18 protein-coding genes and 1 pseudogene are annotated in these 20,736 nt (G+C 46.4%); 7 read left to right on the plus strand and 12 right to left on the minus strand.

The window, feature by feature from the left end; all coding sequences use genetic code 11:
- Nucleotides 1–165: 165 nt before the first annotated feature.
- The 4 genes from K2P83_RS06885 (at nucleotide 166) to K2P83_RS06900 (ending at nucleotide 4,306) form a co-directional block, all read left to right on the plus strand.
- Nucleotides 166–975 (plus strand): UDP-2,3-diacylglucosamine diphosphatase, encoded by an 810-nt coding sequence (locus K2P83_RS06885; RefSeq protein WP_292927620.1) that lies wholly within the window; start codon nucleotides 166–168, stop codon nucleotides 973–975.
- A gap of 6 nt (nucleotides 976–981) precedes the next feature.
- On the plus strand, nucleotides 982–1,905 hold the full coding sequence (locus K2P83_RS06890) for a patatin-like phospholipase family protein (protein WP_292927622.1): 924 nt from the start codon (nucleotides 982–984) through the stop codon (nucleotides 1,903–1,905).
- Between the two features lie 289 nt (nucleotides 1,906–2,194).
- On the plus strand, nucleotides 2,195–3,238 hold the full coding sequence (locus K2P83_RS06895) for an MJ1255/VC2487 family glycosyltransferase (protein WP_292927624.1): 1,044 nt from the start codon (nucleotides 2,195–2,197) through the stop codon (nucleotides 3,236–3,238).
- Nucleotides 3,239–3,304: 66 nt separating this feature from the next.
- Entirely contained in the window at nucleotides 3,305–4,306 is a 1,002-nt protein-coding gene (locus K2P83_RS06900) for a diacylglycerol kinase family protein (RefSeq protein WP_292927626.1), read from the plus strand.
- Between the two features lie 135 nt (nucleotides 4,307–4,441).
- Here the strand turns inward: K2P83_RS06900 and K2P83_RS14310 are convergent, their stop codons facing one another.
- Nucleotides 4,442–4,687: a PIN domain-containing protein gene (locus K2P83_RS14310; RefSeq protein ID WP_363279435.1), complete on the minus strand. Its 246-nt coding sequence runs from the start codon at nucleotides 4,685–4,687 to the stop codon at nucleotides 4,442–4,444.
- A 181-nt stretch (nucleotides 4,688–4,868) separates the two neighbouring features.
- A complete protein-coding gene (locus K2P83_RS06905) occupies nucleotides 4,869–7,151 on the minus strand; it encodes an esterase-like activity of phytase family protein (protein ID WP_292927628.1) in 2,283 nt (760 codons plus the stop codon).
- A 416-nt stretch (nucleotides 7,152–7,567) separates the two neighbouring features.
- On the opposite strand from K2P83_RS06905, the gene K2P83_RS06910 reads away from it, so the two are divergent.
- Entirely contained in the window at nucleotides 7,568–7,726 is a 159-nt protein-coding gene (locus K2P83_RS06910; protein ID WP_292927630.1) for a hypothetical protein, read from the plus strand.
- Nucleotides 7,727–7,889: 163 nt separating this feature from the next.
- On the opposite strand, the gene K2P83_RS06915 is transcribed toward K2P83_RS06910, so the two are convergent.
- The 6 genes from K2P83_RS06915 to K2P83_RS06940 all read right to left on the minus strand — a co-directional run bounded on the left by K2P83_RS06915 (nucleotide 7,890) and on the right by K2P83_RS06940 (nucleotide 16,351).
- On the minus strand, nucleotides 7,890–9,191 hold the full coding sequence (locus tag K2P83_RS06915; RefSeq protein WP_292927632.1) for an MFS transporter: 1,302 nt from the start codon (nucleotides 9,189–9,191) through the stop codon (nucleotides 7,890–7,892).
- Nucleotides 9,192–9,225: 34 nt separating this feature from the next.
- Nucleotides 9,226–10,611, minus strand: coding sequence for a class II fumarate hydratase (gene fumC, locus K2P83_RS06920; RefSeq protein ID WP_292927634.1), 1,386 nt, complete (start codon nucleotides 10,609–10,611; stop codon nucleotides 9,226–9,228).
- Between the two features lie 525 nt (nucleotides 10,612–11,136).
- Nucleotides 11,137–11,424, minus strand: a complete 288-nt coding sequence (locus tag K2P83_RS06925) for a hypothetical protein (protein ID WP_292927636.1) — start codon at nucleotides 11,422–11,424, stop codon at nucleotides 11,137–11,139.
- A gap of 312 nt (nucleotides 11,425–11,736) precedes the next feature.
- Entirely contained in the window at nucleotides 11,737–12,156 is a 420-nt protein-coding gene (locus tag K2P83_RS06930; protein WP_292927638.1) for a hypothetical protein, read from the minus strand.
- 97 nt (nucleotides 12,157–12,253) lie between these two features.
- A complete protein-coding gene (locus K2P83_RS06935) occupies nucleotides 12,254–13,447 on the minus strand; it encodes a ribonucleotide-diphosphate reductase subunit beta (RefSeq protein WP_292927640.1) in 1,194 nt (397 codons plus the stop codon).
- A gap of 39 nt (nucleotides 13,448–13,486) precedes the next feature.
- Nucleotides 13,487–16,351 (minus strand): ribonucleoside-diphosphate reductase subunit alpha, encoded by a 2,865-nt coding sequence (locus tag K2P83_RS06940; protein ID WP_292927642.1) that lies wholly within the window; start codon nucleotides 16,349–16,351, stop codon nucleotides 13,487–13,489.
- Nucleotides 16,352–16,937: 586 nt separating this feature from the next.
- On the opposite strand from K2P83_RS06940, the gene K2P83_RS06945 reads away from it, so the two are divergent.
- Entirely contained in the window at nucleotides 16,938–17,816 is an 879-nt protein-coding gene (locus tag K2P83_RS06945) for a response regulator (RefSeq protein ID WP_292927644.1), read from the plus strand.
- A 616-nt stretch (nucleotides 17,817–18,432) separates the two neighbouring features.
- Entirely contained in the window at nucleotides 18,433–18,948 is a 516-nt protein-coding gene (locus K2P83_RS06950; protein ID WP_292927646.1) for a hypothetical protein, read from the plus strand.
- A 154-nt stretch (nucleotides 18,949–19,102) separates the two neighbouring features.
- Here K2P83_RS06950 and K2P83_RS06955 read toward each other — a convergent pair whose 3' ends face one another.
- The 4 genes and pseudogenes from K2P83_RS06955 to K2P83_RS06970 form a co-directional block, all read right to left on the minus strand.
- Nucleotides 19,103–19,276: a hypothetical protein gene (locus K2P83_RS06955; RefSeq protein WP_292927648.1), complete on the minus strand. Its 174-nt coding sequence runs from the start codon at nucleotides 19,274–19,276 to the stop codon at nucleotides 19,103–19,105.
- A 408-nt stretch (nucleotides 19,277–19,684) separates the two neighbouring features.
- Nucleotides 19,685–20,173, minus strand: coding sequence for a hypothetical protein (locus K2P83_RS06960; RefSeq protein WP_292927650.1), 489 nt, complete (start codon nucleotides 20,171–20,173; stop codon nucleotides 19,685–19,687).
- 12 nt (nucleotides 20,174–20,185) lie between these two features.
- Nucleotides 20,186–20,509, minus strand: coding sequence for a hypothetical protein (locus K2P83_RS06965; protein WP_292927652.1), 324 nt, complete (start codon nucleotides 20,507–20,509; stop codon nucleotides 20,186–20,188).
- A gap of 100 nt (nucleotides 20,510–20,609) precedes the next feature.
- Nucleotides 20,610–20,729, minus strand: a pseudogene (locus K2P83_RS06970) (phosphoribosylaminoimidazolesuccinocarboxamide synthase); the annotation flags it as partial.
- Between the last annotated feature and the right edge of the window lie 7 nt (nucleotides 20,730–20,736).

Genomic DNA, 20,736 nt, shown 5'->3' on the forward strand with positions numbered 1-20,736 from the left:
CGGATCTTACTGGAATATGCTCATACGCATCAAAGAATCATTGCAAAACTCCCCCTACTGTCTTTTTTAATAAATACTTCATGAATATTTAACAAATACTTCAAAGAAGCTTAACAAAGGCGCTTTATGCTGTCATGCCATCACTAATCCAATTAAAAGGCATATATGGTGAAGAATAAAGCCCCTATCAAAGTAAGAAGCGTGTGGATTTCAGATGTTCACCTTGGATTTCGCGGTTGTCAGGCTGATGCATTGTTGCATTTCCTGCATTCGGTTGAAACCGACTATCTTTTCCTGGTTGGCGATATTGTTGATTTCTGGAGTATTAAAAAGAATCCTTACTGGCCGCAAGAGCATACCAACGTGGTCCGGTCTATTTTAGGCAAAGCCAAGCATGGCACTAAAGTAATTTACATACCGGGGAATCATGATGAAGGAATGCGGGATTGCATCGGTCATGTATTCGGTAATGTTGAAATTCATCAAGATTATGTACACACCACGACTGAAGGTAAAAAGCTGTTGATAATGCATGGCGATGAGTTTGATGTCATCGTCAAAAATAGCCGCTGGCTTGCGAAACTGGGGAATGTCGCTTATGACACCCTGCTGGATCTGAATCATTATATCAATGGCATGCGAAAGTTCTTCGGGTTTTCTTATTGGTCACTCGCGGCCTACTTAAAATTGCGCGTTAAAAATGCGGTCAGCTACATCAGCAGTTTTGAGGACGCATTGGCACATCTGGCAAAAGATCGCGGTGTCGATGGTGTCGTCTGTGGCCACATTCACCATGCTGAATTAAGAGAAATCAATTCGATCCTTTACTGCAATGACGGCGATTGGGTAGAAAGCTGTTCGACTTTGCTGGAACATAACGATGGCTCGTTGGAATTGGTTTTCTGGTCTGAGCGGTTTGAGCAATATAAAAGCCTGTTGCAAGAAGAATTATTGGCCAATAGAAAGGCAGCTTAAAACAATTTGAAACACTCACTGTTACCCAAAACGGTTTTAAGCCTGGACGGCGGCGGCAGCCATCTGTTGATTCAATTGAGCGTATTGGCATGTCTGGAAGAGGACACTGGCGCCTCAACCTATGATCTCTTTGACCTGATCGCCGGTTCTTCTTCGGGCGGATTAATCACCTGCTTGATCCTGGGACGACGTTTGAGTGCAACAGAAATCATTCAAAAGGTTTTACAAGAAAGATTGCTGGAAAAAATGATGGCGGAGCACTGGTTGCGCCGGTTATTCAGTACGCTGCAACTTCATCCCAAATTCAAAGGTGACTCGAAAAACCTAACCCTACAAAAGGAATTGGAAAATCTGAGGCTCTCGTCACTCAACAAACGGATATTTATTCCTTGTTTCAATCTGGATCAGGATCAACTGGAAGTTTTCACCAATGACAGTCAAACGGATTTTTTGTTAAGCGAGATAGCCGATGCCTGCACTGCTGCCCCATCGTTCTACCCGCCCGTGCAAATGCAAGATGGTAACTGGCGAATCGATGGCGGTGTCGGCATGAATAATCCCGGCTTAAGCGCGTATCTTCATGCCAAGCAATACTGGAAAGAGTATGAAATAAAAATGCTCTCCATCGGATCGGGCTGGCGCAGCTTTGCAGTAAGCGGTGCCAAAGCGTGCGGATACGGCGGTGTGCAATGGTCGGCGAAAGGCATCGCCTCCATCATTCTCAGAGAGAAGATGATGGCGAATGTCAGAATGACCGAAGAAGTTTTGGGTAATCGTGTGCTGTATATCAATCATTATCTGAAAAACTACGATATGCCCGGCAATATGGATTCCGCCAATAATTCGGCGCTCCAACAAAAAGCATTGGATATCGGCAAGCTATGGTATGCCAATCAACGCGAACAAATCCAGCACTGGATGCAAAACTGACGTTGGCGTTTTTTCTCCCGTTTAGCTGCATGCGCATTAATAAAACTGTCACATAAAAGCAAAATATCGGTCATTTTCTTGTCATATCAAATCACTAAACTGCTCTGGTTTCATTCAACAAAGTTGAGACTATGAAGCCACAGAAAAACGCTCATCAAAATAATTTAATGCTATTCAAGTGGTCAATTGATACACGGCCACCAACAATCCCACAAAGCTTCCACAATGCAATCCAATCATTTGGTTTGGATATCAGTGCCGTACTCATCCGTTTAGGGGCCGTGCTGAAATGAAAATATTTTATGGTATTCAAGGAACGGGCAATGGTCATATCACGCGCGGCCGGATTATGGCCAGGGAATTTCAGGCTGCAAATCTTGAGGTTACCTATCAGTTTACCGGCAGGCCGCAAGATAAATTTTTTGATATGGAAGTCTTTAATGGCTATCAATGGCGTGATGGTTTAACTTTCAGCACAAAAAACGGCAAACTCAGTCCTATCAAAACAGTACTGCAATCCAAACCGTTCAATTTTCTTAGAGACATCAAGCAACTGGATTTAAGCAGTTACGATCTGGTCATTTGTGATTACGAGCCCGTAACCGCATGGGCAGCACGCCGGCAAAATAAGGAAACTATCGGCATCAATCATCAGTATGCATTCCACCATAACATACCGCGTGCAGGCAATGATCCGCTCTCTGAGGCGGTTATGAAAAATTTCGCTCCTGTCGATATCGGCATTGGTTTGCACTGGCATCATTTCGATCAGCCCATATTGCCGCCGGTTATTGAAACCCCCATCATCTCCCAGCAAATACAAAAAAATAAAATTATTGTCTATCTGCCATTCGAGGATCAACATCGTATGGCGGCACTGTTAGCGCCATTTAAAGCATTTGAATTTTTTATGTATTCTCCAGAGGTTGTACCCTCTTCTTATGCGCATGTGCATTGCAAACCGTTATCCCTGCAAGGATTCCAGAAAGATCTATCGGATTGCGCCGGAATCATTTGCAATGCCGGCTTTGAACTGGCCAGCGAATCCTTACAATTAGGTAAGAAAATCCTGGTAAAACCGCTACATGCGCAGATGGAACAAGTTTCTAATGCAGCCGCTTTGCAAACATTAGGCTATGGAAAAATGATGCACACAGTCGATTCCAGGATTATTGAGCAATGGCTGTATGAAACCAAAGCCATTCGAGTTACCTATCCCAACACCGCCAAATATCTGGTGCAATGGATAAAGGAAGGCATGCCGCCGATTGATCAGTCTTGGTGTAATCAGATCTGGGCAGACGTAAAGGTAATACCGGTTGACTGGTCTTAATCTGATCGGATGCACTCACTAAAGTTACCTTTCAATCCATGATTTTAAAAACACTCAACACCATCCATGAAAGACGATCTCTTATTCCAAACTAATCAGATGGTTATTAAAATACCCTCCCCGGAAAAAATATTAATTATTTTTAACCCGATATCCAGCGCAGGAAACACAGAAGCACTTGCCTGTCAGCTGGAAATGGAACTTACCCTCCATGGAAAGAATGTTGAAGTATGCACCTCTGAAAAAAAGATGAAAGGATATACGCGCCTTTCAGATAACATCGCTACGAGTGAACTTGTCGTCGTAGTCGGCGGAGATGGAACGATAAGAAAATTGTTAGATGCTATCAATAAAACGGACACGCCTATTTATGCTATCCCGGGTGGAAATGAATCGTTGTTTGCACGTTCCTATGAAATGAGCATCCATGCCGATGATTTACTCCGGGCAATAGCCTCGGGAACATGCCTGCAGCAATTTTATGGTCTGATCAGCGGTAAAGGCATCAAAGGTGAGAAACCTTTTTTCCATATGGCATCGATGGGTTTGGATTCACTCACCGTCAAAAATATTGGCAAAAGAAAAGGCCCGCTCAATGACTCGATCTATATTTGGCATGGATTAAAAGCTTTATGTTCATTGCATCATCCTACTGTTTCCGTCAGTGTGGATGGCGAGCAAGTCATTGATCATGGGTCTGGCTATATCATCGTAGCCAACAATTCAGCGTATGCAAGAAATTTACAGCTTGTTCCTGCTGCTAACCCATCAAAAAACGAACTTGTTCTTGGTTTCTTACCAGGCGCACGGCATCAGCATGAACTGATCAAAGCCATGAGAATTCTGCAGCGTAAGCCAGCTAGCTTACCTATGCAATATTTTTCCGGTAAAAGTATCTCATGTACATTGCATGACCAGGCTTATCCCTTGCAAGTCGATGGTGATTATTTCCGCAATCGTGATATTGAGGCGGAAAGCACGGTCGATTTTAGCATCAGCCCAAGACCAATCCGTGTATTAATACCATCGTATCTGAATACAAATACGTTACAAGTTGCAGGCAAATGATTCAGCAACGGGTCATGTTATTGCTCGTAGCTAAGCAATGAGAAAGAAATTTTGATCGTAAATTTGTTCAGTGCCGGAAAATTCATAAAATTACACCCTTCCTCTGCGCCACTATGGGTTCTGCACTCCCGGAAATTAATCAAATTTGACTCTGAGATGATAGCTGATTAACCAGTGCTGGCTTTGACATCTAGTCTTTTCTTGCATACCCACATTGAAATGACCCATGATTCGTATGAGCTCCCTCGCCTCGAAATTCTTGATGTCATTATTCCTCTTAAAATGATCCAATTCTTCCAGCACAGTAAGTGGAATGACCACATCAGTATCTTCAAAGCTGTATATCGCTTTGTGGTTGTATAGAATCACCGAAGTATCCAGAACATATCTCTTTTTTTACTTTCTTGGCGTAAGAAATTAGGCTGTTAGAAAAACAATATTCGCAACTATTAATTGCTATTAGGTGGATTTTTTAAAGCTTGGTAAAACAAAAAGTACTCTATTCTCATAAAAGGCGCCGCTTCGATTGCTCAGCAGCGCCTTGCTGGGAATGCGTAGTGAATTAATTGAATACTTTACCTAGATTCAGGAATTGCGTTTCGCCCGTAGAGTTGTCAACGCCATCGTTATCGGTAACGACATAAACCGTTCCGTCGCCTGCTCGTGCCAATCCTTCCAATTTATCGTGAACCCAACCTTTACCAGCCTGCATTGCGGGCAATACATCGATCGCCAGGGTCTTGTTCAATATCGGAAAATTACCTTCTGTTTGTGTTTTGGGCATAACACCATTGATATCTATGTGATAAACACGTTTGATTCGCGCATCCGGGCCTGCCTGATTATCACGCTCGATAATTGCAAATTTATCATTTCCCAGCGCGGTAATTTCGGATAAACCCACAAAGCCACCTGCCGGAGATTCGACAGAATCAAGGGGATAGTAAAAGAATTTCCATTCCCCTTCTTCGGTAAATGGATCCAGGTCCAAAGCTGGCGTATATTGACCGATTCGTACCATGCCAACCGGATCATTTTTCCATTCCCGCTGAAAAGCCACGTAAACCTGCTCATTCCTGCCTACTTTTCCGATTACGGCGACACCTTCAAAGCCATTACTTTGTTGTAATGCTTCAACCGCAGTTGGTAAGCGAATTTCGCGAACCACCCTACCATCACGATGCGCCTCAATGAGTAAATTGCGAGTCGTCGACGTCCCGGCTCCTTCAGATACGAGCCAGAAGCTGCCATCACTACGTTGCGCTATCCCTTCGAGATCATAGTTGACAGCCGCACCATTCTTCAATAGCTGCGTTGCGTGGGTAATTTTTGCTGGAAAATCGCTGATATCAATGCTATAGATGCGGCTTTCGTTATAAACGCTATCATGAACAGCATACAGTCGTTCTCCATCGTACTTATCGGAAGATAGGGCCGACAATGCGCCCCAGACAATTGGTTTGCCATCGGACTGCCTTATGGATTTGATCTGAGGGTATGCAGCTTGCTTACGTTCTAGGCGGAAGATATTGATTTGAGAGCGCACGGGTGAATCCACTTCGGTAGCGGCAACGAAAAGATTGCGGCTTGGAATGGCAAGCAAGCCTTCCGGACCCGCGCCCGTTGGCAATATCTGCTTATAATCCAATTTATTATCATCCGCTTGGTACACGCCGACAAAATTGCCACGTTCGGATCCCACGAAAATAAATTGCTCATTTTTATACCGGCCAGTTGTGACGCTCTCCGGTTCAGTTCCTTTGTTATCAGAACGTTTCTCAGGATAATGTCCTGCTGAAGCAGCCAAGTATTCGAATTCAGTGCCAGAATCATAGATCACTTTGCCGCTACGATTGAATACGCTGAATCCGCGGCTACCACCAAAAAGATCTCCTTCGTTAGCAGTGATGATCTTATTATTCTCCAGCCATGCAACACCATCGGGTTCACGTGCCACATCGATTAAAGAACTGGTGAAATCAATTAATTTATTATCAGCAGTATCAATACCGTCCAGCGTGACGGTGCCGGCATTGAAATCCCGCACTACCTTGCCGCTGACAAGATTCACGAACACGATGTGGTTGTTTTCTTGCATCGTCACAGCGGCAATGTTGTTGTGATTAATGCTGACAAACTCCGGTTCAGGATCATCACCACCATACGACGCCAGACCTGTCAGATCGACTTGGCGTACTGCCCAATTTTCGGGTGCGCCCACCACATCGATAATGTTCAGATAGCCTGCTGGCGACTGCGGCAAACCACCTTCCACACCGGCCACAATGACATCCTCATCGCGCTCATTTTCGATGACAACTGCTGCATATCGCCCGTTTGGACTGATAGCCACAGAATCCGGCTGACCCTGCATGTTGATTTCACGAACAGGTGAACAATTGGAAATCTTCGCCAAGCAAGAAGGTAGATGGTACACCGCTAAAATTCCTGAGGGCTCCTGAAAACTAGCTGATGTATTGATCCCAACCAAGGCATAATTGCCAGCAACTGTAACGGATGTGGGTTCTCCGGCTGTATTCAGCGTCCCTAAACCGATTGGGTTTTCGGTATCGCGAATATCTACAAAGCCAATTTTTCCTGTGGGACTATCCGTATAAATCAGGGTATTTCCATCTTCAGTAGCTGCAACAATCTCAGCCACCGTATCACCAAACAAATTTCTATCGCAACTGGTATTCTCACATACCAGATAGGTAGCGATACGTTGAAAATATGATTTGTCGGTATCTGAGGAATCAGCTACTGCAAAACCTGAAAGCGCCGCGATGACACCTAAACTCAAGGTGTTTTTGGTGAAACACATCCATTGATTACTTAATCTCATAATAAAAAACCTTTAGTCATTAAAAACTTGGAATGGTTATATTGTTTTCCAGGCAATGAAATTGCATCGACTACATCGAAATTCATCGCCTTTAAGAGATGCTAAAGGAGATTTGTTACGTACTTATTACGGGTATGTGTCAAATAAAATGATGCGCAGTGGTAGATGTAACTCGCTTTCAACGGTCATAAGTAAGTGTTGTCGAACATCTGGACGATACGTAAAAACGACGTCATCCAGAAGTTTTCAGCAGCTAATCGCAACAAACTTTTCAACTGATCAAGCTTATTTTTTCATCTGAATAATTTATCTAAAATTAATTTAATGCAAGGTTACGACGCGTAACATGCTATAGTTTCATTGTGACAAAGAAAAACTAGTGTTACTTTTTATAAATTTTAAGGATGTCCCCATAAATGAAAATTTCAGCATTTTTAGTTGCAACATTTTTTGCATTAACATTAGTAGCTTGTGGCAAACCAACAGTACCAGAAAGTGCAAGTGACGCGAGTTACGGAACAACACATGAAGGTCAACCAGCTGAAGGTCGTAATGAGCTTCCACCTAAGCAATAGTAGTTTATAGCAATAGAAATAATTTATCGTTAAATGTCGTGTAATTGACTTAGATGATACCCTGTAGGATCTGTAGTTGTTCCTACAGGCGCTTTAAAAAATAAACCCATCTTCGTAATCATAAAATTATTCTGGTTTTTATCTTTAGTTTAGAGAAAGTCGCTTAATACTCGATTTTAGCCATTTCCCGCCCTCTCTTCTCATTCACAGTCGCAAGAAGCATAAGTCCGAGGATAAAAAATACCAGTGTGCTGAGTATCGCTATCCGGTGATCCCCCTCAAATACGACAATCATTCCGCCATAAGTAAGCGGGCCGATGATCGCTGATAGTTTTGTAGCCAACCCCCATAAACCGAAGAATTCCCCTTGACGCCCGGACGGCGTAAACTGCCCTACCAATGCCCTGCCCGCAGATTGTGCGCCACCCAGTGCAGTGCCAATTAAATTGGCAGCGATCCAGAATAAACTCTCATCCGTGGCAAAATAAGCGCAAATAATCGCCGCAATCCAGATCAACAAAGTAATGGCGATACATCGACTGGAACCAATCCGGTCCTGCAGATGGCCAAACAGAAAGGCGCCGATAGCAGCCGTTACATTCACTACCATAATCAGGATAATCGTATCCTGGGTTTTAAACCCCATCACTTCTTGCGCATACACTGCCGCCAGCACAATAACGATATGAATACCGGAATAATAAGTGGTTAATGCGATTAAAAAGCGGAATAAATCAGTGTGACGGTTGGCATAACGTAGCGTAATTCTTAGCCGTTCGAACCCCTTCCGTAGCACATGTACATTTTGGATTGAATTTGAGATACCGCTGCGCTCACGCAACCACAGCAACGTCGGTAAAGCGGCGATACCAAATAAAGCAGCGACAATCAACGTGGAAACCGGCACGTAATGTGTGGCATCCAATCCTTTATTTTCAGCATACGTCACATAAGCCAGACATAAAACCAGAGAAAGCAAGCCGCCTAAATAACCCAGCGCCCAACCATACCCGGAAAGCCGCCCCATCGTCTCAGGCGTGCTGATTTCAGGTAAAAATGCCGCAATCAGATTCTCACCGCTGGCGAACATATAAGTCGCGAGGATAACTAAAATAACCGCCAGGATAATATCGCCAGGACCGACAAGGCTCAATAATGCGGTAAACAGCACGCAGCCCACTGTCGTAACAACCAGAAAACGTTTTTTTGCACCGGAATAATCGGCGATAGCCCCTACCACCGGCGCACTGAGCAAAACCAGCGCATTGGCGCAAGCCATGGTCAATGTCCAAAGTAATGTGGCATAGCCATTACCGCTCTCAGCGGCCACCACGCCGACAAAATAAGCATTGAAGATAGCGGTCAGTATGACGGTGGTGTAGCCCGAATTGGCAAAATCGTACATACACCACGCAAAACGTTCACGTCGAGTTGCTGGATCGAGTTTTTTGCTGGTTGATGGCATGGTGTGTACCGTAAAGCAGGGCAATTAAACCGCCCTACTTTCCTACCATTTTCTCCGGAATAACCCAGGATTCAAATTGTTCTGAAGTGACATAGCCGGTGGCAATCGCCGCCGCTTTGAGTGTGATGCCTTCGCGATGCGCCTTTTTGGCAATTTCAGCGGCTTTGTCGTAGCCGATGTGCGGATTCAATGCCGTCACCAGCATCAGGGAGTGATGCATCAACATATCGATACGCTCAATATTGGCCTCGATGCCGACGGCACAGTGCTCGTTGAAACTGACCATGGCATCGGCGAGCAGCCGCACGCTTTGCAGGAAATTATGAATAATCAGCGGCTTCATCACATTCAATTCGAAATTACCCATCGCACCACCCATATTGATGGCCACATCATTGCCCATGACCTGGCAACACACCATCGTCATGGCTTCCGATTGCGTCGGATTGACTTTACCCGGCATGATGGAGCTGCCCGGTTCATTTTCAGGGATGCGTAATTCACCGATGCCACAACGCGGCCCGGACGCCAGCCAGCGGATATCGTTAGCGATTTTCATCAGTGACGCCGCCAGCGTTTTTAACGCGCCATGCGCATGCACCAACGCATCGTTACTCGCCAGCGCCTCAAATTTATTCGGCGCGGTGACAAACGGCAAACCGGTCAGACGCGACAATTCAGCGGCTACGCGCACAGCGAATTCCGGGTGCGCGTTCAATCCGGTGCCGACCGCCGTGCCACCCAGTGCCAGTTCGCACACATGCGCCATTGCAGCTTCAACATGGCGCAGGCCATGATCCAGTTGCGCCACGTAACCGGAAAATTCCTGTCCCAGCGTCAACGGCGTGGCATCCTGTAAATGCGTGCGACCGATTTTGACAATGCTGTCGAACGCCTGCGATTTGCCCGCCAACGTGTCACGCAATTGCTGAATCGCCGGAATCAGCCGTTGCTGCAATTCCTGCACCGCAGCCACATGCATCGCGGTCGGAAACACATCGTTGGACGATTGACCTTTGTTGACCTCGTCATTCGGATGCACGATCCGGCTGGCGCCGCGCCCGCCGCCGAGAATTTCCGATGCCCGGTTGGCCAATACTTCGTTCACGTTCATGTTAGTCTGCGTACCGGAACCGGTTTGCCATACGACCAACGGAAATTGGTCGTCGAAATGACCGGCGATCACCTCATCGGCGGCTTCGATAATCGCCGCAGTGCTGGCTGCATTGAGTAATCCCAAATCGTGATTGACCTTGGCAGCCGCACGCTTGACCTTGGCCAGCGCATGAATTAACGCCACTGGCATACGCTCGCTTGAAATCTTGAAATTCTGCAACGAGCGCTGCGTTTGCGCGCCCCATAATGCTTCGGCGGGCACTTGCACCGGCCCCATGGTGTCGCGTTCTTCACGGGTTTGCATGGGTAGCTACCTCACTAAATGGAATGAATTGGGTTGCTGGTTAACTAAAAAGTCGCTGAATTATTCTAAACTTGTCATTCCGGAGAAGGCCGGAATCCAGAAAAATCAAAGAACTGGACACCGGCTTTCGCCGGTGTGACGAATAATTTAGTGTTTTCATAAAATTCCGGTTTAACGTTTCATTCATTGCATATATGACGTTTTCTGTCCGAGTTGACACGACCGCTAAACGTTTTATCCGATTACAAGGCTCCTCGCGATTGCAACCAACATTATGAGCGGAATATAAAAACCCCATACTGCCGCCGAGCACCGCGTCATCTTCAATGGCAACAACCCGTAGGTTGGGTTGAATGAAATGAAACCCAACGATTGGCGACCTTGTTGATTTTGGGGTTCGTGCCTCACCCCAACCTACGAGCTAAGATTCCAGTTGGACATTTCATTCATTGCATATTTGACATAACCGGTGCTGCGCGGTTTCATCGCGCAGCGTCCGTGTGATGGATGGGTTAGCCATTTTGACTACGATAGGGCACGAATGATGTCTGGAAGCAATGCGCACAAAGCACCGACCAACACCCAAAGTACACGAAGGATTGTGTCACCAATTTTATACCCAAAACTTTCCTTTCGGAGAAACTCAGACCACTCTGCCAAAGCAGACGCCCCTGCAGGGGTTAGGACTATGGAATCTACGATTGATGGCCCGCTACCACCAAAAGTTACTCTGGCGTCGGAGAGCAGTCTGGCGTCCATGAGTTCCTTCACCATTCGACGCTCCGGCCCCTCGATTTTATGCAGTGACGGCAAGATTTCCTTTGACGCTCTCCGTAAAACACTCACATACGCAGCAAGCGTAATTGGTGATGTGCTTTCCCGCGAGCTCTCGGAGGCGGTTTGACCGGTGCTTGGCGGGTTGTTGGGCCGTGTGCTGTCGTTCATACTCGGATGGTGGATACGGGAAAAACGGTAAAAAGGGCAAAAAGGGGGAAGACCCCTTTACCCTTGCCACGACTTATCAATGAGTTGTTGGTTTCTTCAGGCATGATTTGTCACCGAACGTTTGAGGTAAGCCGCGTGCGGAGGGCGTAGCCCGGAGCACGTCGGCTTGACCGAATGGGGTTAGGCATTAATAGTCCACAGTTGATAGACGAAGAAAGTGGACCAGCAGATGCACAACGTAGCTGCTGGCCAGAACGCTGCGTATGACCCAAGGCGGAAGGCCTTAGGATCGCCGAAGGGCCTCGGCCAATCCGGAAAAGCTTGAATGCTCCACAGAGACTTGAGGTAGTCAAGCTGTCGATGCGCTGCGCGCACACCTATGAAACCAGCAATACTCGTAATCAGCCCAACTATGGGAATTGTTAGCTGGAAGAACATAGACAGATGTAGCGGCATATCCTTTCCCGCCAGCGCCAGAGCCGCAAACAAGAAACCGTTAAGCTGCAGGACCCAACCCATTCTGTTGTTGACCAGCGAGTCCTCGCGGTTAACTTGATGAGCGATGTAGTCGTAGAGAACTTGGTTCGGATTTGTAGACATTTGTGGGAGATCTCTGAAACTGATTGGTTCTGATACCTAACGTAATATATACGCTAAAAAATTTCGCATAAACTGATTGCACTGACTGCTACAACACTCAATCCCAACTCAACGCCCCCCCCGTTTGGTACTCGGTCACCCGCGTCTCAAAGAAATTCTTTTCTTTCTTCAGATCGATCATTTCCGACATCCAGGGAAATGGATTATTGGCATTCGGATAAAGGATATCCAAGCCGATTTGCTGGCAGCGGCGATTGGCGATATAGCGTAAATATTCCTTGAACATCGGCGCATTCATACCCAATACGCCGCGGGGCATGGTGTCTTCGGCATAGCGGTATTCCAGCGCCACGGCTTTATGCATCAATTCATTGATTTCATCGCGGAATGCTTTGGTCCATAGGTGCGGATTTTCCATTTTAATCTGGTTGATCACATCGATACCGAAGTTACAATGCATCGATTCATCCCGCAGAATATACTGATATTGCTCAGCGGCGCCGGTCATCTTATTTTGCCGGCCGAGCGCGAGTATCTGCGTAAAACCGACATAGAAGAATAGCCCTTCCATAATGCAGGCGAAAACAATCAGGCTTTTGAGTAATTGCTGATCGGTTTCTTGTGTCCCTGTTTTGAAATGCGGATCTGTCAGCGTATCAATAAATGGAATCAGGAATTCGTCCTTGTCGCGGATAGAAGCCACTTCATGGTAGGCATTGAAGATTTCCCCTTCATCCAGACCCAGCGATTCGACAATATATTGATACGCATGCGTGTGAATGGCTTCCTCAAATGCTTGGCGCAGCAGATACTGGCGGCACTCCGGATTGGTAATATGCCGGTAAGTGCCCAGCACAATATTATTCGCTGCCAATGAATCCGCCGTCACAAAGAAACCCAGGTTGCGTTTGATCAGGCGGCGCTCATCCTCGGTCAAGCCATTAGGATCTTTCCACAAAGAAATATCGCGGCTCATGCTGATTTCCTGCGGCATCCAATGATTGGCGCACGCGCCCAGATATTTATCCCACGCCCACTTGTATTTAAACGGCACGAGTTGATTGACATCGGCGTTGCAATTGATGATTTGCTTGTCCTCTACCGAGACACGCCGGTTGGCGCTTCCTGCTACGGCTTCATCGGCAATTGCTGCGTTGGCGTGTACAGAAGCACCCTGTCCATGCAACGGCGTTTGCGGCCGTAAATCAAAATCCTGTGCGTTCGTTTGAAACGATGGATCAATAGGTAATGGCGCTTGCGCTTTAACGGGTTCATCTTCAAATGTCAGCATGTTTTACTCCTTTTCCTTTTCTTCTTATCCATTCATCGGTTATTGGCACGATTCGCAACTTTCATCATCGATCGCGCAGTATTTGATTTCGACAGCCGATACTTCCATCGCCACTTTGGCCATGCCGCCATCGGCAGGCACTGCATTCAGCGAACCCGCACGCACAGTCGATTTCTCAGCGGCTGTCGCACCCATCGAGCGCAAATAATAAGTGGTCTTTAGGCCACGAATCCAAGCCAATTTATACGTGTCATCCAGTTTTTTACCGGAAACGCCCGCCATATAAATATTCAGCGATTGCGATTGATCAATCCATTTTTGCCGCCGCGCACCGGCTTCGATCAGCCAATACGGTTCCATTTCGAATGCGGTGGCGTACAAGGTACGGATACTCTCCGGAATACGGTCTATTTTGCTGATGGCACCGTCAAAATATTTCAGATCCGCGATCATGACCTCATCCCACAGATTAAGTTTCTTCAAATCATCAACCAAGGACCGATTGGTGATCGTGAATTCACCGGACAGATTGGATTTGACGTATAAGTTCTGGTAAGTCGGCTCAATACTGGCTGAAACCCCGATGATATTGGATATCGTAGCGGTAGGCGCAATCGCCAGGCAATTGGAATTACGCATGCCATGATTTTTGATGCGCTGACGCAGTGCATCCCAATCCAGCGTTGTGGATAGATCCGCTTCGACAAAACCGCCACGCTCTTTTCGCAGTATTTCGAGCGTGTCATGCGGAAGAATGCCGCGATCCCACAAGCTGCCTTTGTACGAACTATAGCAACCGCGTTCTTCCGCCAGTTCGGTGGAAGCCCAATAAGCCTGATACGCCACCGCTTCCATCGAACGATCGGCAAATTCCACTGCGGCATCAGAACTATACGGAATGCCCAGTTGATGCAGGCAATCCTGAAACCCCATAATGCCTAATCCGACCGGCCGGTGCTTGAGGTTGGCATTTCTGGCTTTGGCGACTGCGTAGAAATTGATATCGATGACGTTATCCAACATTCGCATCGCAATACTCACAGTGCGTTTCAGTTTGTCCAGATCCAGCGCGCCGTCTTTCAAATGCGCCACCAGATTCACCGAACCGAGATTGCACACGGCAATTTCCTTGTCATTGGTATTCAAGGTGATTTCCGTGCATAAATTCGAGCTGTGCACCACCCCGATATGATTCTGCGGCGAGCGGATATTGCACGGATCTTTAAAAGTAATCCAGGGATGTCCTGTTTCAAACAGCATACTCAACATCTTGCGCCACAATTGCACCGCCGGGATTTTTTTGTACAATTCCAGCTCGCCGCGCTCGATTTTGGCTTCGTACGCTAAATACGCTTGCTCAAACTGCTGGCCGAATTTTTCGTGCAAATCCGGCGCATCGGAAGGCGAAAACAAGGTCCAGTCGCTGCCGTCCATCACCCGTTTCATGAACAAATCGGGAATCCAGGTGGCGGTATTCATGTCGTGCGTACGGCGGCGGTCGTCACCGGTATTTTTGCGTAATTCGAGAAATTCCTCGATATCCAGATGCCAGCATTCCAGGTACGCGCATACCGCGCCTTTGCGCTTGCCGCCCTGATTCACCGCGACTGCCGTATCCGATACCACTTTAAGGAAAGGCACGACACCCTGCGATTTGCCGTTGGTGCCTTTGATGCGTGCGCCCATGGCACGCACCGCGGTCCAGTCATTGCCCAATCCGCCGGCATATTTGGCCAATAAGGCATTTTCCTTGATCGCTTCGTAAATGCCGTCCAAATCATCCGGCACTGTGGTGAGATAACACGAAGACAATTGCGAGCGGCAAGTGCCGGAATTGAACAAAGTCGGCGTCGAGCTCATGAAATCAAAGTTGGATAACACGTGATAAAACTCAATCGCGCGCGCTTCGCGGTCAATTTCATTCAGCGCCAGCCCCATTGCCACGCGCATAAAGAATGCTTGCGGCAATTCAATACGGTTTTCTTTGATGTGCAGGAAATACCGGTCATACAGGGTTTGCAGCCCCAAATAATCAAATTGCAGATCGCGCGCCGCATCGAGTACTTCGGCCAGACGCGTCAAATCGAATTGCGCCAGGCGTTCATCCAGAAGATCGGCCTCAATGCCGCGTTTGATGAAAACCGGAAAGTAATCCTTATATTGCGCTTGCATCATTTGCTGGGAAACTTCCTCGCCCAGCACTTCATAACGCATGTTATTCAACAGTAATCGTGCAGTGACATAACTATAGGCGGGGTCTTTCTCGATCAAAACGCGCGCCGAAAGAATCACGGACTTTCTGACTTCATCCAGCGGCACGCCGTCATACAAATCTTTGATTGTGGCTTTCAGTATCAGCGAGGCATCGACGGTATTTCCCAACCCGCTGCAGGAAGATTCGATTAATGCGGATAATCGGGCCATATCCAATGGCACTCTTTGCCCGTTATCCACAACATAGAGTGTTTCTGCCGCCACTTCGGCGGCGGATTTCTGTTTAAGCTTGGCTCTTTCACGCGCACGGTCTTCACGATACAGCACATACGCACGCGCCACATCGTGTTCGCCGGAGCGCATCAACGCCAGCTCAACCTGATCCTGAATATCCTCGATATGGAAAGTGCCGCTATCCGGCTGGCGGCGCAGCAATGCGCCCACAACATCATTGGTCAACCCCGCAACTACCTCACGCACCCTGACCGACGCCGCACCCTGACCGCCATCGACCGCGATGAACGCCTTGGTCATCGCAACCGTTATTTTGCCCGGCTCAAAAGCCACCACCGCACCGTTACGGCGGATGACTCGATATTGGGAAAAAAGGGAATTTTGGTGACTGGGATCAGTAAAACTTTGACTTCCGGAAACAGGCTTGAGGTTGATATGTTCTGTCGTAAGCTGCATCGATGATCTCTCCTGACTGATTATTCACGCGAGAAAAAATAAATTTCCATTGATTCAATGTACTATCATTTTTCTCTCAAAACCACTATATCTAGTGTCTAGTACAAATCGCTACGGCACCAATGGTACACGAATAATTATACAAAAAAATAATTAAATTATACAAAGCTGCAAATTTCGCAAATGTTTCCGTGCGTGTAATAATTTTTACAACAGTATTGGGATAACCGATTGGTATCAGGCGGTTGGGATATGTGAGTCAACGTGATAGATTTCTCGCTCTGCTCGAAATGACAGTTATTCAGAGTTTCGTTAACAATAAATACTGATAACAAAATGTTTATACCGTTCTTTATCACAGATTCTAACTAGGGGTATTAAGCTGATTCGTGGTAAACAAAATTTATCGGTGGAATAATCGGAGGAATGTCGATTTATTTGTTTGCCATTGAAACCTTTATCCTAACAAGTGGAATTAACATAGCCAAAAGTATGGATTATTTTGTAGTGTGTATTAGATATATGCAGTTATGCAGTGCACACAAAACAGAAAAACAAAAATAGCGTTTTTAAAAGGTATAAACCAATGGCTAAGGAAATAGAATTCGCATCAAAGAGAATCTCTCTTAACAAAACAAAAGTCCCACGGATATTAATTCTGATTCGCAACCATATCCCTGGTGAATACTCGAAAAATATTCTTAATGGTTGGGAATACGAAGTCACTGGCATTTACAATTCAAAAGAGATAGCGTCACTCAGAATGACAATCGATAAACCTGATCTTATTCTGACTGACATGGCATTGGATGAAGGCGACAACATTTGTTTAGACCATCGACTGAATCTGCCACTCGAGATCCCCAATCTTTGTATTTATTTTACATCGTATACCACAAAATCAATCGCACGACGCGCCGAGAAATTAGTCTCCGCCTTGGGTTGCAGAACCAACCGAGGTGGTAGTGAGAAAAGCCGCTATTATAGTGATTCTGACCTTAAAAGAGATGATGAGATTGCAGAGGAAGTGAAACCGGAAAAACAGCTTTCTACATACCCTATCCGAGTATTATTAGTTGATAATCAACCAATTGTGCTCTGGGGACTGGAGAACCTTATCAATAATCAGAAGCCTCGCATGGAGATTGTTGGGGTAGCAACAAACATTTATGCTGCCGAAGAACTGATTATGGAAAAAAGACCGGATATTTTGATACTCAATATTTCTTTGGTTGATGATCATTGTGCAAGCTTTATTTCTGAATTTACCAATAATGGCGATACACGCATCATAATTTATTGCAGAGCACAAAATCAGAGCGTGATTGATCAAGCAGTCTCTTGCGGTGCGCGAGGAATGGTGTACCAGAAAGAGTCAATCGAAACGATACCGAAAGTAATTGAGATGGTTTTTGACGGAGAATTGCGGCTTGCGTTAAGCGACCAGTTATCCTGCCCGGCATGAGGAAAACTTACTTGGCCTACACACATCGCTAGACTCAGATACAAAATCAAGAATCCAATACCGCGAACACTTACAGCATCATAAAAGATAAATTCCACGGAATTTATCTTTCCTATTCTCAATCTGCGACATTTTCCTATACTTCTCGAAATTCCCCTACTAGGAGTCTGTCGGACTTAAGCAATCGTAGCCAACCGAGTGGGAGAGCGAGTGCATATTTTCTTTATTTGTAGCCGCATAGTCGATCTATGCAACGAGAAATAGAGGAAATATGAACCGGTATCCCACTGGCGCAGTAGATTGACCTTAAGTCCGACAGACTGCTAGGCAAACAAACGGCGCCATCAATTACACTTTTAATCCAATCTTTCAAGCCGTTGGATTCAGGTACAGAATACCGAATCCAATACCGACAATGCACACAACAAGATCACAAAAATTTAATGCTCCTGTAACTTTGATGACATCGACATGTCATGCACGCTTGCTAGCATGGCCTTCGCATACATCACGCTCCTCACATGTTTGATGTATGCGGGTAAGGAGATGCGTATTGAACACATTCAGTGATCGTAATGTATCTGGTAATACTTTAAAAACACATCGGAGATTTCACATGAAAATGCAAAAAATGTCTTTATTGTCGTTAGCTGCTGTACTATTGTTTGTTAGTTTCAATGTAATGGCCGCATGCGGGGATCAAGTTCTAACCAAATTAACCGAACCTGCCTATGCAAGTCTAAACGCCATATTGACGCCTGCACAAGTAACAAAATTCAGAAACAGACTGAATGCAGTTACAGGCGAGCCTACCTACACTACATTACTCAATGAAGCTAACACAGTCGCAGCACTGATAACGAATGGCCGTGTTCTGATCACGCTTCCTGATGGGACTGTCGTTGTTGATACCTCTAAAGGAGCAAACAATACCTATGCCAATTTTCAGGCTAAGTCAATCAATGAAAACCACAATTCCCGCATCGCTATCTTAGATGCACAGTTATGGGCTTGTGGCGTGGGCTTGGAAACCAAAACCAGTACATCAACAGGCGCCGTGGAAACTGCCTTAGCAAAACGCCTCGGTGCATATTTGGACAGCGCTGGAACCGTAAGACTGTCACAAAAATAGTCGCAGTTCTTCATAGAGCATTCAGCTCATAAGAGTGGATTGCAATCGGGCGATCCACTCTTTTCACGACTGAGTCAGCTTTTTCCCTACGCAGCCTTCCTTGATAGTGTTACACGTGGAAACGATTACTTATGAGTACCTCTAAAAATTCGATTTACAAAATGAAGCAGATTTTGGCCTGTTGATGTTTTGAGAATTGTTTAAAACCTTCCGGGCGGTGGAGAATGGCAAACTCATCCAGCACATCGCCATTGGACAAGCCTATTGCCACACTGTGCTGACGACAACCAATATCAACACTGACATAAATTTGTGGAGAATTGTTCATGATCATGGGGCCTCCGCACTATTACAACTAAACCGATAAATCATCCGTCGGTCTCGTCTACATACAGAGCCACAATCTACTGATCGGCACCATCCCGAACGACACACCGGATGACGCAGGAGGACGGGGACGGCATTTCAAGTCTAGCAAACCAGAATCCCAGCGCTGACCCCATGAGCCACATCCCCGTCCGTTTGCTATATTAAACTAGGATTCTGGGGCCTGTCATCCTGCAAAATACGATGGTAGACCTCGTGTTTGTGCGCTTATCGAGTACCGAATCACGAATCCAATACCGGCACAGTGCACATACCACCAGATCACACAATAAAAATCATACTGAATCCATCGGCTGTATTCTCAATTCTAGACCTGGCCCCATGCTTGCACCAATTTACCGTGCTAAAGCTAGACTTGCAGTTTGTCGAACCAGTCATCGGCCAGCACTTCCTTTGACGCGTGCAGTAAGAAAACCTGCAAGGGCGCTGCAACCCCAGAGAGAATCTCGAGAAATGGCCACGGTTTTGTTTCTGGTTTTACCTCAAGTCGATCATACGTAAGGTGAGCGAGATGCTTGCCTGCACGATGACGCAACTTTTCGAGCGCTGGGCTAATTGGAGGACAGATTCCCATCCAAGTGACAGAAACCGACATGAAATCCTGAGCAACAATGTCATCCGAGCGCGGAGAAGCTTGATAGAAGAACTCCGTGAGCGCACGCGTATGGAGAAGAAATGCCTCTAGTGCCGCGTTTCTTATAGGACCTTCTCCAAGAACACCGGAAGCAAGACCCTTCGCGAGCTGACAAAACATCGAGTATTCGTACCAGATTTCAACGGACGCACGTCGAAGATCATCTGGTGTTCTAAGAGCGCGCGGCATGGATACAGCAGGCATAACGAATGAGCTTCACTCCTTACATTTAATGAACAAGCTGCGTGTAACCATCATTCCAGTTTGAGCGACGTAACCTGCCGAACCACCACCAAGAACGACGCTCGCCGATCCAACGTTTGTACCGAACGGAATGGCTTGGCCTTCACGATTAAGTAAGTAGTAGCCCTTTGAGCCACAGAGCTCCCCAGCCTTCTGAAAGCAGTTACCCATGCTGTTTGCGCTGCCGTCGCAGCTGATGTTGTAACCTTTCGAGCCATCGGGGAGATACATCTCCTTCGACATAGCGCAGCCGATGAGCATAGCGATAATTCCTATGAGCAAGATTCTTGGCGACATAGTGACTCCCCCTTCTCAGTGAGTCTTAACTACAATTAATCTTCCGAAATGACGCAATCTATTGCATTAAAAATAACATCAATTTTTGTATGTTTCGTGGTTACGTTAACAACCGCAACGCCTCCCGATACTTTCCCATCGTCTGCCGCAAAATGTCTTCCGGCAACTCAGGCGCCGGGGCTTTCTTGATCCAATCTTGTTGCTCCAGCCAGTCACGCACCATTGGG

The sequence above is a fragment of the Nitrosomonas sp. genome, from assembly GCF_019752415.1.
Classification (GTDB): Bacteria; Pseudomonadota; Gammaproteobacteria; order Burkholderiales; family Nitrosomonadaceae; genus Nitrosomonas.

Coding starts and splice junctions, on each gene's coding strand:
- fumC (WP_292927634.1), bottom strand. CDS start 10,611: ATGCAAACCCGTGAAGAACGCGACACCATGGGGCCGGTGCAAGTGCCC.
- K2P83_RS06950 (WP_292927646.1), top strand. CDS start 18,433: ATGAAAATGCAAAAAATGTCTTTATTGTCGTTAGCTGCTGTACTATTG.
- K2P83_RS06965 (WP_292927652.1), bottom strand. CDS start 20,509: ATGTCGCCAAGAATCTTGCTCATAGGAATTATCGCTATGCTCATCGGC.
- K2P83_RS06885 (WP_292927620.1), top strand. CDS start 166: ATGGTGAAGAATAAAGCCCCTATCAAAGTAAGAAGCGTGTGGATTTCA.
- K2P83_RS06935 (WP_292927640.1), bottom strand. CDS start 13,447: ATGCTGACATTTGAAGATGAACCCGTTAAAGCGCAAGCGCCATTACCT.
- K2P83_RS06945 (WP_292927644.1), top strand. CDS start 16,938: ATGGCTAAGGAAATAGAATTCGCATCAAAGAGAATCTCTCTTAACAAA.
- K2P83_RS06910 (WP_292927630.1), top strand. CDS start 7,568: ATGAAAATTTCAGCATTTTTAGTTGCAACATTTTTTGCATTAACATTA.
- K2P83_RS06900 (WP_292927626.1), top strand. CDS start 3,305: ATGAAAGACGATCTCTTATTCCAAACTAATCAGATGGTTATTAAAATA.
- K2P83_RS06930 (WP_292927638.1), bottom strand. CDS start 12,156: ATGTCTACAAATCCGAACCAAGTTCTCTACGACTACATCGCTCATCAA.
- K2P83_RS06905 (WP_292927628.1), bottom strand. CDS start 7,151: ATGAGATTAAGTAATCAATGGATGTGTTTCACCAAAAACACCTTGAGT.
- K2P83_RS06940 (WP_292927642.1), bottom strand. CDS start 16,351: ATGCAGCTTACGACAGAACATATCAACCTCAAGCCTGTTTCCGGAAGT.
- K2P83_RS06915 (WP_292927632.1), bottom strand. CDS start 9,191: ATGCCATCAACCAGCAAAAAACTCGATCCAGCAACTCGACGTGAACGT.
- K2P83_RS06895 (WP_292927624.1), top strand. CDS start 2,195: ATGAAAATATTTTATGGTATTCAAGGAACGGGCAATGGTCATATCACG.
- K2P83_RS06960 (WP_292927650.1), bottom strand. CDS start 20,173: ATGCCTGCTGTATCCATGCCGCGCGCTCTTAGAACACCAGATGATCTT.
- K2P83_RS06955 (WP_292927648.1), bottom strand. CDS start 19,276: ATGAACAATTCTCCACAAATTTATGTCAGTGTTGATATTGGTTGTCGT.